The 15,041-nt window shown below is 61.9% G+C and carries 7 protein-coding genes; 2 read left to right on the top strand and 5 right to left on the bottom strand.

What is annotated here, in order from left to right; all coding sequences use genetic code 11:
• Window positions 1-355 precede the first annotated feature (355 nt).
• Complete coding sequence (locus tag M1D68_RS17210) at window positions 356-2,827, top strand: TonB-dependent siderophore receptor (RefSeq protein ID WP_457967878.1); 2,472 nt, start codon at window positions 356-358, stop codon at window positions 2,825-2,827.
• Between the two features lie 688 nt (window positions 2,828-3,515).
• Here the strand turns inward: M1D68_RS17210 and M1D68_RS17205 are convergent.
• The 5 genes from M1D68_RS17205 to pvdM all read right to left on the bottom strand — a co-directional run bounded on the left by M1D68_RS17205 (window position 3,516) and on the right by pvdM (window position 13,164).
• Complete coding sequence (locus M1D68_RS17205) at window positions 3,516-7,646, bottom strand: amino acid adenylation domain-containing protein (protein ID WP_457967876.1); 4,131 nt, start codon at window positions 7,644-7,646, stop codon at window positions 3,516-3,518.
• A 39-nt stretch (window positions 7,647-7,685) separates the two neighbouring features.
• Entirely contained in the window at window positions 7,686-9,344 is a 1,659-nt protein-coding gene (locus M1D68_RS17200; protein WP_457967874.1) for a cyclic peptide export ABC transporter, read from the bottom strand.
• A 276-nt stretch (window positions 9,345-9,620) separates the two neighbouring features.
• On the bottom strand, window positions 9,621-10,496 hold the full coding sequence (gene pvdO, locus M1D68_RS17195) for a dihydropyoverdine dehydrogenase (RefSeq protein WP_457967872.1): 876 nt from the start codon (window positions 10,494-10,496) through the stop codon (window positions 9,621-9,623).
• A gap of 20 nt (window positions 10,497-10,516) precedes the next feature.
• The gene (gene pvdN, locus M1D68_RS17190) at window positions 10,517-11,797 is read right to left on the bottom strand and encodes a pyoverdine-tailoring periplasmic protein PvdN (protein ID WP_457967870.1); all 1,281 of its coding nucleotides are present in this window, start codon (window positions 11,795-11,797) and stop codon (window positions 10,517-10,519) included.
• The gene (gene pvdM, locus M1D68_RS17185; protein ID WP_457967868.1) at window positions 11,794-13,164 is read right to left on the bottom strand and encodes a pyoverdine-tailoring dipeptidase-like protein PvdM; all 1,371 of its coding nucleotides are present in this window, start codon (window positions 13,162-13,164) and stop codon (window positions 11,794-11,796) included. The genes pvdN and pvdM overlap by 4 nt, the downstream gene beginning before the upstream one ends.
• Window positions 13,165-13,420: 256 nt before the next feature.
• On the opposite strand from pvdM, the gene pvdP reads away from it, so the two are divergent.
• Entirely contained in the window at window positions 13,421-15,037 is a 1,617-nt protein-coding gene (gene pvdP / locus M1D68_RS17180; protein WP_457967866.1) for a pyoverdine maturation tyrosinase PvdP, read from the top strand.
• Window positions 15,038-15,041 lie beyond the last annotated feature (4 nt).

Genomic DNA, 15,041 nt, shown 5'->3' with positions numbered 1-15,041 from the left:
TCTGAGAGAAACGCAATGCAGAGGGTCCCTGGCGGCGTTCCCACGCGAAACCCTGGGAACGATGCTCAACCAACAAAAGGCCGACGCCAGCACGCGTCGGCCTTTTTTGTAACTTTCGTGCAAATGATAAATAAACTCATTCCGGTTTTTCCAAGGTGCTTCGTCTTACTAAGGAATGCGGGCGAATCGGCTCGGGCAAGGCAGCCCAGGCGCCGGTTGTGTCCAGAAAACATGTCGCTGTCGTTCAGCCGGATGACCGTGCCCGGGGAGGGGTCGGTCAGCAGGTAATCCGCGCTGGCGAACGGCAGGCCCTTCGGCCCCATGGGCTTTTCACTTCTATCAATAAGAGAGCACGATGTCGGCAATTCATGAGTTGAAACCGCTGTTCAAGGCACTTGTCATGTCCCGCTGCCTGCGTTCGCGGCGGGTGTTGACGGGCTTGGGTCTGGTCTGTGTGTTGCCGTTGAGCACCCAGGTGATGGCCGAAGACGTCAGTGTCAACATCCCAGCGCAACCGCTGCCGCAGGCGCTGCAAGCGTTCGGCCAGCAAACCAACCAACAAATGATCTACAACGTCGACGAGTTGGCCGGCCTGAAAAGCAACCGCGTCAGCGGCAAGATGAGCCCGCAGGCGGCCATCACCGAATTGCTCAAGGGCACCGGCGTGCGCTACAGCCTCGAGGGCAACACCCTGATATTGGTGAAGGGCTCCCCCGCGGGCCTGGAACTGGGCGCAACGACCATCAACGCCGAACAGTTGGCTGCAACGACCGAAGGCAGCAACTCGTACACCAGCAACGCCGTGACGATCGGCAAGGGCACCCACACCCTCAAGGAAATTCCCCAGTCGATCACCGTGATGACGCGCAAGCAGATGGATGACCAGAACCTGGTCAACCTCAAGGACGCCGTCAACCAGACCACCGGCATTGTCGGCCTGCAGGGCGTGGGGCAGGGCATGATCCTGTCGTCGCGCGGTTTCCAGATCGACGATTGGCAGTACGACGGTGTGCCGATCCCGCGTAATACCTACTCGCTGGGCAACTGGGCGACCCAGGACCTGATTTTCTACGACCGCCTGGAGATCCTTCGTGGCGCGTCCGGCTTGCTGCAAGGTACCGGCAGCCCCGGCGGCGCTGTCAACCTGGTGCGCAAGCGTGGCCAGAGCACACCGACCGTGACCCTGACGGGCAAGGCCGGTTCCTGGGACCACTACGGCTTGCAGCTGGACGCTGGCGGTCCGCTGAACGACGCTGGCAACATCCGCGGCCGTATCGTTGCCGACGAAGACCAGAGCAACTCATTCATCGACCACGCGTGGACCAAAACCCACTCGCTGTACGGCTCGTTGGACATCGACCTGAGCGAAGACACCACCCTGGGCTTGGCGGTCAGCCAATCCAATGGCGAATCGCGCGGCAACATTCGTGGTTTGCCGCGCTACGCCGATGGCTCGATGCCGGACGTGTCGCGCTCCACCTACACCGGCGCGCGTTGGAACCGGTCGGAAATCGATGTCACCACCTACTATGCCGATCTGGAGCATCGCTTCAATGAGGATTGGGCGTTCAAGGTGGGGGGCGTGTACATGACTGAGGACAACCAGGCGAAGAACCAGCGCGTCCAAAGAAACGGTGGTCTCTTGCCCGATGGCAGTGGCGTGCAATATGCCGACTTCCTGACCGACTTCCAGTCTACCAAGGCCGGTCTCGACATGAACCTGACCGGCAAGTTCGAAGCCTTGTCGATGGAACAGGAGGTCATGCTGGGTGGCAACTTCTCCCAATTGGAGACGGATGATAAATATGCCCGTACCTTCAACAGCACCAGCGACTCGATCTTCGACCTTGACAATGACCGCCCGGACATCAGCTACGACAGTTTGATCGCTGCGGGTGGCATGGGCGTCCTCAGCAAGTACGACGTGCGCCAGAAAGGCATATACGGCACCTGGCGCGTCAAGCCGGTGGATGACCTGACACTGATCCTGGGTTCCCGGGTCAGCTGGTACGACTTCAGCTACAAGTCGAAAAATGAACTCGCAGCCGGAATTACACGCAACACGCCAAGCTACTCAACCGAAACCGGCGTGGTCACGCCCTATGCCGGTGTCGTCTATGACCTGAGCCGTGAGTGGGCGGTTTACGCCAGCTATACCGACGTGTTCCAACCGCAGACCAACGTCGATCCCAGTGGTTCGGTACTCAAGCCCATTGTTGGCAAAAACTACGAAGTCGGCCTCAAGGGCGAGTTGATGGATGGACGGGTCAATACCTCCTTGGCTGTGTTCCGCTACGACCACGAAAACCGCGCCGTCAACATCCCTAGCTGCACTGGGGTGAACTGCTCTTCTGCCTCCGGGAAAGTGCGCAGCCAAGGCATCGAGGCCGAAATCAGCGGTGAAGTGGTAGACAACTTGCAGTTGTTCGCGGGCTACACCTATAACACGACGAAGTACCTGGAAGACACGGACGGTATCGACAGTAAGGAAGGCAAGGTTTTCAGCACCTGGACGCCAAAACACATGTTGCGCGTGTGGGGCAACTACCAGTTCACCGGCGATTGGAGCCGTGTCAGCACCGGCCTGGGCTTCACCACCCAAAGCCACACGCTGGTTTACGACTATGACCGTGAAATCCCGGGCTACACCGTATGGAACGCCCGTGTCGGCTACAAGTTGACGTCTGAGATCGATCTGGCGGTCAATGCCAACAACCTGTTCGACAAGACCTACATAACGCCGGCTTACAACCAACTCAATGGCAACAACAACTTTGGCGATCCGCGTAATCTGATGTTCACAGTGAAGTACACGCCGCAGTTCTGATTGCCTGCAAAGAAAAAAAACCGACCCACTTACGCGGGTCGGTTTTTTTATGGGATTAATTTCGCTGAAAACGCAAACCCCCGTGGCGAAGGAGCTTGCTCCCGCTGGGTTGCGAAGCGATCCCAGAGTTCCTGAACTGAAAAACGGCGTCTGCTGCGCAGCCGAGCGGGAGCAAGCTCCCTCGCCACAGGAACCTGTGTCCTACAAAAAATGTGGCGAGCCGGACATTTCTGACGATCGTGTCGGTTGGTGGTTCGGAAGCGATGGGGATAGGCTTTGTCCGTCGCTGCAAAATCAGCGACCGGGTTTGGTCGCCCGGGGTTAGAATGGCGCACTTTCAGCCGCGCGAGCGGCTGTCTGCCTTATGGCTGACTGTGCGTGGGAGGGCTTCGGCCCTGCCGGGTTCGATTCCCTGGTCGACCAACCTGCGTACAGTTCGCCACCCTCTGCTTGGTCGCAGAAATGGTGAACTCCACTTCTGAATGGAGTTGCACGACTGGCCAATCGGGCACTGGATGACATCGAGCTGCCCCAGCCTCCACGCTAGCCGCAGCACCGCAGCCCCCCGTGGCGAGGGAGCTTGCTCCCGCTGGGCCGCGAAGCGACCCCAGAGTTCCTGAACTGAAAAGCGGCGTCTGCTGCGCAGCCGAGCGGGAGCAAGCTCCCTCGCCACAGGGTCATTTTTTGCTCAAGAAAGCTTCTCTACCGTACTGGCCAGAAAAACCTCGACCAGCTCCCCAAGCAACCCCTCATCAAAAATCATGCTGCGATGACCCAGCGGAGACTGCACCGAACACCGCAACGCCCCCGTCAAGCTATGCTCTCGAACCAGTGCCTCGCAAAAAGCCGTCTCTTGCGGGGTTTTCTCCGCCTGTGTCCACCAGCAGCTCGGTCGAACCCTCACAGGCTTGAAAGTGAATCCCGCAAATGCCTCCAGCAACCGATCATGCACCGAGAACGCCTGGGCATTCATGACCTCTTCCTTGACGCTCTGCACGATCGACAACAGGTCGCCTCGCTCAGGCTCGATCTGTCCGGCTGCCCACTCATGGAACGCCGTGACCGAACTGTCCGGTCGCTCCCGTCGATAAGCCGCCGTGCGCTCCGTCAGCGAAGGGAACAGCAAGTCGAAGTATTGAATTGCTTCAAGTAGATCCTGGGAGGCCGCATCGTCTTTTTCATTACCCGCCAGATGCCGATGACGCGGCAGCCCTGAGGGATACAGGTGTTCTGGAATCGTGCTGTCCACCAACCCGAGGAAATCAACCGTGTGCCCCTGGCTTTCCAGCATCGCCGCGATGTCGAACGCGATCGCGCCGCCGAGGGACCAGCCCATCAAGTAATACGGACCTTCAGGTTGGGCCCTGACGATTTCCTTGCTGTAGTCGGCAATCATCTCCTGCCAGGCCTCGGGGCCTGCATGGGGTTCGCTGAAGCCGCGGTGCATGACGCCGACAGTGCGCGCCCGGTTTTGCAGTTTGCGCGCCAGCGGTTGGTAGCAGAACACGATGCCGCCGCTGGGGTGCAGGCAAAACAGCTGCGGTGCGCTGGCGGGCGCGTTATTCAGGGCAACGAGGCATTGCGTCTGTTCACGGTGTTTCTGTGAGATGAACAGGGCCAACTCGGCGATGGTCGGGTTGGCCAGCAACTCTTGCAGACGCACGGTGATGTTCAGGTTCGCCTTGAGCTTGGCGATCAGCTCGATCGCCAGGATCGAATGCCCGCCCAGTTCAAAGAAACTGTCGCTGATACCCACGCGCTCGGCTTTGAGGGACTGCTGCCAGAGTTGCGCCAACGCTTGCTCCAACTGCGTGCGGGGCGCCACGTGGTTCGAATGGCGAAGCGTGGCGTCGGGTTCGGGCAAGGCCTTGCGGTCGAGCTTGCCGTTGGCGTTGAGCGGCAGGTGATCGATGAACAACAGATGGCTGGGCACCATGTAATCCGGCAGATGCGCCTTGAGCGCGATCAGCAGGTTATTCCGCAGTTCGGCCGTGGCCGGTTGTGTCGGGATGACGTAGGCGATCAGTTGCAGGCCGCCCGGGCCGTCGTGGGTCAGCACCACGCCCTCGCGCACGCCCGGCAGTACTTGCAGGCGCGCCTGGATCTCGCCCAGTTCAATGCGGAAGCCGCGGATCTTGACCTGGTGATCCAGGCGCCCGATGTATTCAATGCTGCCGTCGCTGAGGTAGCGGGCCAGGTCCCCGGTGCGGTACAGGCGTCCACCTGGCGATGGGTCGAACGGGTCGGGAATGAAACGGCTGGCGGTGAGGTCGGCACGCTGGTGATAACCACGGGCCAGGCCGGCGCGCCCAATATACAGCTCACCGCTGCACCCCTTGGGCACCGGGTTCAGGTGCGCATCGAGCAGATACCAGGACAGGTCGACGATGGGCTCGCCGATGGGGCTCGCGGCTTCGCCGTGCAAGTCCGCCATCGACAGTGGTCGCCAGGTGACATGGACGGTGGTTTCGGTGATGCCATACATGTTGATCAATTGTGGCGCCTGATCGCCGAAACGTTCGAACCAAGGACGCAGACTGTGCACATCAACTGCTTCGCCGCCGAAAATCACCTGCCGCAACCGGTGGCTGAGGGGCTGTCCAGGCTCACATGCAACTCGCAGCAACGACTTGAACGCCGAAGGCGTCTGGTTGAGCACCGTGACTTTTTCCTGGCAGAGCAGGGCGTAGAAATCCTCGGGCGACCGGCTCACGGCGTGGGACACGATGACCAGCCGCCCCCCGTGCAGCAGCGCGCCAAAAATCTCCCACACGGAAAAATCGAAGGCATAGGAATGAAACAGGCACCACACGTCCCGGTGGTCGAAACCGAACCACTGTTCAGTGGCCTGGAACAGGCGGTTGACGTTGTGGTGCGCGAGCAGCGCGCCTTTGGGCTTGCCGGTCGAACCGGAGGTGTAGATCACATACGCCAGGTTGTGCGGATCCATTGGCACATCGGGATTGTGCTCAGGCCAGGCGTTGTCGGCATCGCTCGTGTTCAGCAGCAGGCAGTCGATGTCGGCCGGCAACGCCAGCGATTCAAGCAGATGGGCCTGAGTCAGGATCTGCCCGACGCCGCTGTCCTGGATCATGTAGGCCAGTCGGTCGGCCGGGTAGGCCGGGTCCAGCGGCACGTAGGCGCCACCGGCCTTGAGAATCGCCAGCAGGCCGATGATCATTTGCGGTGTCCGCTCGACGGCGATGCCCACCAGCACATCGGGGCCGACGCCTTGCTCGATCAATCGATGGGCCAATCGGTTAGCGTGGCGGTTAAGCTCGGCATAGCTCATGTGCTGCCCGTCGAACGTTAGCGCTATCGCCTCACCTGTGTTGGCGGCATGGGTTTCGATCATGCGATGCAGGCATTCTTCGCTATGCAGCCGGGTGGGTTGGCGGTTCCAGTCGTCCAGGGTCAGCCGCCGTTCTTCGGCGCTCAATAATTGCAATTCGCCGAGGGCGCGTTCGGGCGTCTCGATCAGCCCCCGCAATAGATTCTGCCAATGCTCGGCCATGCGCTCGATGGTGTCCGCGCGGTACAGGTCACGGCTGTACTCGAACGTCGCGAGTATCTGCTGCTGTGAATAGTCGACATCCAGTGACACATCGAACTTGGCCTGGCCTTCACCGGTGTCGAGGAACTCCAGCGTCAGTAGATCCAGGCTTGGCAGTGATGCCGTCCGTGACCCGGTGCGCCAGTTGAACAGGACCTTGAACAACGGGTTGGCGCCCAATTGATCCTGGATCAGTTCCAGCGGGTAATCGGCATGCTCCAGCGCGGCGAGGGATTGGCCGCGCAGCGCTCGTAGGTAATCCAATGCGCTGCGGCTCGAGTCGATCCGCGCCCGGTACACCTGGCTGCTGACGAAAAATCCCACCAACGCCTGGCTTTCATGGCTGTTGCGATTGGCGTTGGGGACACCGACGGCAAAATCGTCCTGGCGGCTGTAGCGGGCCAGCAGCAATTGCCACGCACCCAGCGCCACCACGAACGGCGTGAGCCCCTGGCGTTGGCAAAAAGCGTCCAGTGCTCGCGCCGACGACGGCGCCAGCGATACGTGCACGCGACCGGCCCTGTGTTGTTGGCTTGTGTTGCGTGGAAAGTCCTGGGGCAACTCCAGGGTGGGCAAGTCGCGGCCCAGGTACTCGCTCCAGTATTCGCCACTGCGCAGGCGGGCAGCGCTTTGCAGATAGTCGCCGCGCTGGTGGATCGCGTAATCGGCGTATTGCATCGGTAACGGTGGCAGCGCAGACGAATCACCCAGCACCGCCCGGCCGTACGCCTGGGTCATGTCCTGCATGAGGATAGTATTGGACCACGCATCGGAAACGATGTGATGCATGTTGAGCAGCAGCACATGTTCGGTACGGCTCAATCTCAGCAACGTGGCCCGTATCAGCGGCGCCTGGGTGAGATCGAACGGTTGCCGGGCGTGTTGCTCGATGCGCTGCGAAAGTGCCGGCTGGTCGAGCCCGGCAAGGTCTTCGCGATGCAGGGTCAGGCAGGCGCTGCGCTCGATTACCTGAATGGCGGCGCCGTCGATTTCAATGAACGCGGTGCGCAGGATGTCGTGTCGATCAATGACGCGGTTCAGGGCGTCTTCCAAGGCATCGGCGTTCAGTTCGCCGCTCAGGCGCAAGGCCCGTGGCAGGTTGTAGGCCGAACGGGTCGGGTCCCGCTGCTGCTCCAGCCACAAGCGTTGCTGGGCGAAAGACAGGGGCGCGCGATCCAGCCTGCCGCGGCTGGCCAGGGCGTGCCTGTCATCGGCGACCTCATCGAGCAACAGCGCCAACAGATCATCATCTAGCAGTTCGTTCATGGTGTTCTCGCGGTAAAACAGCATTGGCGTCGGGCAGGCTCAGGCGAAGGCTGCCGGGACCTTTTCACTCACCACCCGGCCGGCCTGCATTCGCACCAGTTGATCGGCGATGTCGAAGTAACGATCGTCGTGGGAAATGACGATGATGGTTTTGCCCAGGGCCTTCAGCTCCGGCAGCAGTTCGGTGTAGAACACGCGCCGGAACACCGGGTCCTGGTCGGCGGCCCATTCGTCGAAGACCAGCACGGGACGTTCTTCCAGCCAGGCATTGAGCAGGGCCAGGCGCTTGCGCTGCCCGGTGGAAAGATCGGTGGTGCTGAAAGCGCCGTCGCGAATGCTGACTTTATGGGCGATCTCCAGGCGATCCAGGTAGCGGTTGGCATCCCCGGGTACGTTTTGATCGCCCTGCACCAGTTCATCGAACAAGTAATAGTCGGCGAAGATGGTGGTGAAAAGCTGGCGATAATCGTCACGTCGCGCCGCCGATACCGGCTCGCCATCCAGGAGAATTTCGCCGCCCTGGGGCGCATAAAGGCCCAGCAGCAATTTGATCAGCGTGGTCTTGCCGCCGCCGTTCTCACCGACGATAAACACAATGTCGCCCTGGGCGATGGTCAGGTTGACCGGTCCAAGGGCGAAGGGCTGGGTGCCGTCGACCGCGGGGAAGGCATAATGCACGTCACGCAATTCGAGCCGCTGAATTGTCGGCTTGGGGACGCTTTTGTCGTTGAGCAGCAGGTGCGGTTCCGGCGAGGAAAACTGCTCGGCCAATTCGGCAATGCGCTTGAAGGCGATGTTGGCGCGGCTGATCACCGGCAACGTCATCACCAGGTATTCCAACGGCCCCTTCATGTACAGCAACACCAGCACGAAACCGCTGAGCACCGCTTTGTCGGTGCCCAGCCACAGCGATTGCAGCGCCAGGACCAGGCCGATGACCACGAAAAAAAGCATCGAGCCGAAGGTCTTGGCGACCACGAAGGTATTGACCGCGCGGATGTTGGTGTCGCAGATCTGCTCGGCGGTGGCTTCGATGCGCTGGCTGAACATGCGCTGGCGGCGCGGGCGGTGGATGCGCAGCTCCTTGGCGCCCGCGACGATGGCGCTGTAGTGCTTTTGCAGGGCGTCTTCGGCCTCGCGGGCGGCTTCGAAACCACGAATGCCACGAGCGCGCGCCACGTACTGGGTGACCGTGCCGATCACCAGCGCCACCAACAGCAGCGCAAACATCGGCAACGACAGGTAGGCCAGGTAGCCCAGGCAACCGAGGGTGACGGTAAAGGCAATCGCCAGCGGTGCGAAGGAAAACGCGAAGTTGCTGACCATGTTGACGTCGTGGGTCAGGATCGGGATCAGCCGATGACTGCGGAACCGCTCGATCTGCTCGATGGGCGCCAGCAGGACTTTCTGGCCGAGGGATTTGCGCAGGCTGGCGATGATGTTCTGGCCGACGTGGTTGGTGCCGATGTCCGACAGGATCGAGGTCAGCAGCGCTGCCACGCACAGGCCGGCGAAGGTCGCCAACACTTGGGGGGTGGGCCCCGTTTCGGCGTTCAAGGCCCCGTTGATGGTTGCCAGCAGGGCCGTGATGCTCAAGCCACCCAGCATGCCCAGGAGAATGGAGCCTGCGACAATCAGCCGGAAGGGTTTGAGCAGAATGAACAGCTCAGCGATCACCCCGCGTTTTGGTTGGCTCATGAGGTTTCCCTGCTAGATGAAAAAAAGGCAAAGGCCATCGCGGGCTTTCACCGCAAGGGCTGGAGGACAGCGGCACGCCGGTTGGGGCGCGCCCACCTATGGAACGATTGGAGGGGAAGGGGATTTAACCAGAGTCTCCTGACACACATTATTGTGGCGAGGGAGCTTGCTCCCGCTCGGTTGCGCAGCGACCGCAAAATCTAGGGGCCGCTTCGCAGCCCAGCGGGAGCAAGCTCCCTCGCCACAAAAAGCGGATCTTCAGATGGTCCGGTTGAGCTACATATCCCGGGCGACCCGAAACCCCAGCCAGTCACCGCGGGCATCGGAAAACACCGCATTGCGATTGCCCGAACGGGAAAAAACCGGCGCTTCGCCCCAGTCGTTACCGCGGATGCGTCGCACCTTGCAGTTGCCCATCAGCGCGGCGCTGCCGTCGCTCGGCGCATCGGTGTAGTTTTCGTTGAAACAATCGGCGGTCCATTCGTAGACGTTACCGTGCATGTCGTACACGCCAAAGGCGTTGGGCGCGAAGCTGCCGGCCGGCGCTGTGAAGTTGAAGCCGTCGGCGGCGCCATAGGTATTGGCGTGCTGGGCGATGCTGTAGTCCTTGCCTTCGTCGAACGGGAAGGGGAATGGGCCGGTGCTGCCACCACGTGCGGCGTATTCGCGCAGGGATTCACTGACGAGTCGGTACGGCTTGCCGGTCTTCTTCGAAAGCCACGCCACGTAGGCAGTAGCCTCTTGGAAGTTCATGCACACCGCCGGGTGCCGGTCGGTGTATTGCTTGCGCGGGTCGCTGCCCTGGTAGTCCGGCACGCCGGCCTGGCACGCGCGGCCGGGGCGGTTGTCGCCGTCGGGCATCACGTAGCCGGTATCGCGCAGGTAGGCGAACCATTCACCCTTGAGCACCTGGAAACGGCTGATCGCAACGGGCCTGGCGAACGTCACCGGGTGCAGCGGGCCTTCGTCGGGCTCGCGGCCCACTTCGTCTTCCGGGGTGCCCATCTGGAAGGTGCCGTTGGGCAGCACGACCATTTCCGGGCAGTCCTTGCAGTCGCGAAACACCTGGCCCGGTTGCGAGGCCTGGGCATCGGAGGGCAGCAGGGCGGCGAGGGCCAACGCCGGGAGTGTCTTCAATAAAAAGCGGTTCATCGATTGCTCTCGATCAGTCATCAGAGTGTTTTGCCCAACAGCGCCAGGAAGCGATCAATCTCGGCTTCGGTATTGAGCAGCCCCGGCGCGGTGCGGATCACCGGTCCGGCATCGCGGTGCACGGCATCGGCGACCACGCGGTTTTGCATCAGGTAGGCGGCGATCTCGTCGCTCTTGCGATCCTTGACCCGGAAGAAAGTGAAGCCGGCGGACAGTTCTGGGCTCAGCGGCGTCACCAGCTCGATCCGCGGCAACGCGAGCAGGTGTTTTTTCAGGTAAGTGTTGAGCGCGCGGATACGCGCCTGCACCTCGGCCTTGCCCAGTTGCAGGTGCAGCTTGAACGCTTCGTCCGCCGCCCAGCGATGCTCGAAGGCGTGGTAGCCGCCCGGGGTCATGGTGGTGGAAAACGCCGTGGCTTCGGAGAAGGTCGGGATGATCGGCGTGACGTACCTGACCTCTTCGCTGCGGCTGCACACCACGCCGGTGCCCCGTGGGCCGAACATCCACTTGTGGGTGCCGGCGATGAAAAAGTCGCAATTCATCGCCGGGAAACTCAAATCCTCGACGCCGAAACCGTGCACGCCGTCCACCACGTACACGATGCGCTGTTCATCGCTGCGGCCCTGGTTGTGCTTGTCCACCAGGGCGCCGATCTTGCCGATGGGCAGCTTGACGCCGCTGCCTGAGTGCACCCACGTCATGCCCAGCACGCGGGTTTCGGGACGGATGTTGCGGTCGATGGCCGTGAGGATTTGCGCCTCGCTGACGCCATGGGCGTTCTCGAACAGCTTGATCTTGCGCACCCGTGTTCCGTCCCGTTGCTTGCGCAGATCGAGAATGGTGTGGGTGGCGTAGTGTTCGTGGGCGGTGGTGAGGATTTCCTGGTCGGGCCGGACATGGACCCCGCCGTAAATCATCGCCAGGCCTTCGGTGGTGCTGCCGGTGAGGGCGATCTGCTTCGGGTTCGCTTGCAGGTAGCGACCGGCCCAGGTCCGCACGTTTTCCTCGCGCGCTTCGGTGACGCCCAAGTCCCAGTCCATCAGCAGCCCGGGGTTTTTATCCAGGGCGGCGCGGTGCCGCTCGATGGCCTCGCGCACCGGGCGCGGGTGGGTGGTGACCAGGAAATTGGAGAAGTGTAGGTAGTTCGGGTCCTGGTTGAACAGCGAGCGCAGCTGCGCCCATTTGTCCCGGGACAGCGGCGGCGGTGAGTCGGCTACGGCACTCGAAGGCAGGTTTGCGGCCAATGGCAGGCCGGCGGCGACAATCCCGGCGTGCTTGAGGAAGGCGCGACGCTCGATCATGGCTGAGGGGCCTTCTTCGCCGAGGCGATGGCAGGGCGGGCGGCTTTCTGCACCTGATCCCAGACCCGCAGGAAATTGCCGCCCCACAGCTTGGCGATGTCGGCTTCGGAGTAACCGCGGGTCAGCAGTTCGGCGGTGACGTTGCGGATGTCGCTGACGTTCTCCCAGCCTTTCACGCCGCCACCTTCGTTGAAGTCCGAACTGATGCCGACGTGGTCGATGCCGATCTTGCGCACGGCATAGTCGATGGCATCGCCCAAATCCTTGAGGCTGGCCTTGGGTTCCTCTTCGAGAATGCCGTAGAGCTGGCCGGCGTATTCGCCGAACTTCTGTTCCGGCCATGCGGCGATGATCGGGTCGCCGGGCATCAAGGCCATCGCCAGGTTGGGCAGCGGTGGCAGGTCGAAGCGCTCGCGCAGGGCATTAAGTTTGCCCTGGGTTTTTTGCGTCAGCGGGCGCAGGTACTGGGAAAAACCAACGATCTGCACGACGCCGCCGCTGGCCTTGATCAGCTGCATTTCCTTGTCGCTGAGGTTACGCGGGATGTCCACCATCGCCCGTGGCGCGGAGTGGGACGCCACCAACGGCGTGCGGCTCAGTTGCGCGACTTGCTCCAAAGCCTGGGTCGACATCTGCGACACATCGATGATCACGCCCAGGTCGTTCAGACGTGTCACTGCTTGCTTGCCGATGTCCGACAGGCCGCCGAGGGCGTCGGGCGAGTCGTTGAAGAACGGCAGCGGGCGCGAGGAGTCGGCCCAGTCGTTGTTGCCAATGTAGCTGAAGCCGAACATACGCATGCCCCGCGCCGTCCACAGGTCCAGCAGGTTCAGGTCGTGGCCCAGGGGATACGCGTTGAGCATGCTGATGAAAATCGCGAACTTGCCTTCGCCATGCAGGCGCCGGAAATCGTCCGGGGTGTAGGCGATGGCGACCTGGTTGGGGAAGTCCCGGACCATGCCGGTGATGATCTTGTAGCGCACCTCTTGCTGGTTGCGCGCTTCCTCGACGAACCCGGCGGTGGGCTTGTGTGGCGCGTTGGGCCCGTTCCACAGTTCGGGCCAGCCGAAGATCGTCAGCGCGGCGCCGGAGAGGCGGCCGCGATTGGCTTTCACCAGGTCGAACTGGCCCTCGCCGTCCTTGTCCGCTTCGTTGCCGGCGGTGCCGAAATCCAGCGGCACGGTGATGTGGCTGTCGAAGGACAGCAGGCGTTCGTGCAGCTCGCGCGCTTCTTTCATCACCTTGACCGAGTAGCCGGGGTTGTCCCGCCACCAATGGTCCCAGGCCGCGACGCCAGCCCCGACGACCAGCGCCAGGGCCAGGGGCACGCCGGTGAAAAGAGCCTTTTTCGAACGTGGTGTTGTCATTGCCGATCTCAGTCTGGTTCGCCTTGGAAGGACAGGCGCGGGGGCCTTTGCTATCTGGGGGGAACGAGTGATCGGGCAGGAAATTTAGGTGTTCTCAGCGCCGCCATCGCGAGCAGGCTGGCTCCCACATTTGGAATGCGATCCCCTGTGGGAGCGAGCTTGCTCGCGATGAGGCCCTTACAGCCTCTATAAATTTGTCAGGCCGCCCATCGTTCTAGCTTGGATAAAGCCCACCAGGGCGAACACAGGTAAGGCAATGACGATTTCTCGACGATGGTTCATGGCAGGCCTGGCGCTGACCGGTGCCGCCGTGCCTGCGGTGTACTACGGGCATCGCGAACTGACCCGGCCGGACCCGACCATCACACCCGGCGAAGCTTCCTTCGATGTGGCGGACGTCGCCGGACAGCGGCGGGCGAACACGTTGCGGGGAATCTGGACGATCCGTTTCAGCGGGCGCGATGCCGGCCTCGACGGCTTGCCGGGCGACAATCTGGAGATGTTTCTCGACATCGCCCACAAGGGCCGTGGCCTGGTGGGTTACCTCGACATCGCCGAACGCCTGCGCGGTGGAGATGAACCGCGTTATCGGGTGCTGGGCGACTTGGCCGGCAGCGACCCGAAGCAATTGAGCTGGCGATTGATCGGTGCCGGGCATGGCACGCCAGACTACGAATTCATCATGACCCTGGACGAAGTCTGGGCCGGTTTCGGCAACGCCGGCACGGCCACCCTCAGCGGCCGGGTGTTGCGGTTGGATCGCCCGTTGGCGTTGCCGGAGCTCGACAATCAGTTCGTCGCCGTCAAACAGCGGTTCCCCGAAGCCCGGGAACGTATGCCGCTGAGCCCGAAGTTGCTGGACTGGCTGGTGTCGCCCGAGCACCGGCTGTTCCATCAACTCTGGCATGCCACGCGAGACAAATGGCACACCCTCGACGAAGACAAGCGCGACGCCCTGCGTGGCATCGGCTGGCAACCCGGGCCGCGGGACAACGAACGTGATGCTCGCGGGCCGCGCAAAGATCGCAACGGCTCGGGCGTGGATTTCTTCTTCATGCACCGGCATATGCTCGGCACGGCGCGTTCTTTCCAGCCGTTGCCGTCATGGCCACGTTTTCCATTGCCGCAACCCGAGTTGGAGCGTGATCGCCTGGGCTTTGCCCGGTATTTCGACAACGTCGACGGGACGGCACTGCCACCAACGTGGCTCGCCCGTGGTGACGAGCAATACGCCCGATGGGTCAGCGACATCAAGACCGCCGAGACCTATCACAGCAATTTCCAGGTCTGGGAATCCCGTTACCGCGACCCGCGCTATTTATCCAAACTGACCCTGGGCCAGTTCGGTTCGGAAGTGGAATTGGGGCTGCATGACTGGCTGCATATGCGCTGGGCCTCGGTGCCGCGAGATCCGTCTAACGGCCATCCGGTGCCATTCGCCCGTGACCAGGCCGACTTCGCCCAACGCTGGTTCGAACCGGAAAACGACTTTCTCGGCGATCCGTTTTCCTCCCACGTAAACCCGGTGTTCTGGGCCTTTCACGGCTGGATCGACGATCGCCTCGAAGACTGGTTTCGCGCCCACGAACGTTTTCATCCGGGAGAAGTGAGCCGGCTCGAAGTCAACGGCGTGCCCTGGTTCGCCCCGGGCCGCTGGGTCGAAATCGCCGACCCCTGGCTCGGCCCGGACACCCATGGCTGCAGCACCACGCCGGGTTTGCAGGTTGGGCGTTCGGTGGAGATGGATCCGGAAACCATGAAGTTGGCGTTGCGTATTACGTTTGGCAGTGATGACGACAAGCTGGCTCAACTGTTTCGCCGCGTGCCGCGCAGGCCTTGGTATGCGCGCAATCTCAAGGCCAAGGTGGTGTGAGCCC

The organism is Pseudomonas sp. R4-84, assembly GCF_054130985.1.
Note: the sequence above shows the minus strand (reverse complement) of the source record. Positions and strands in the feature narration are given on the sequence as shown.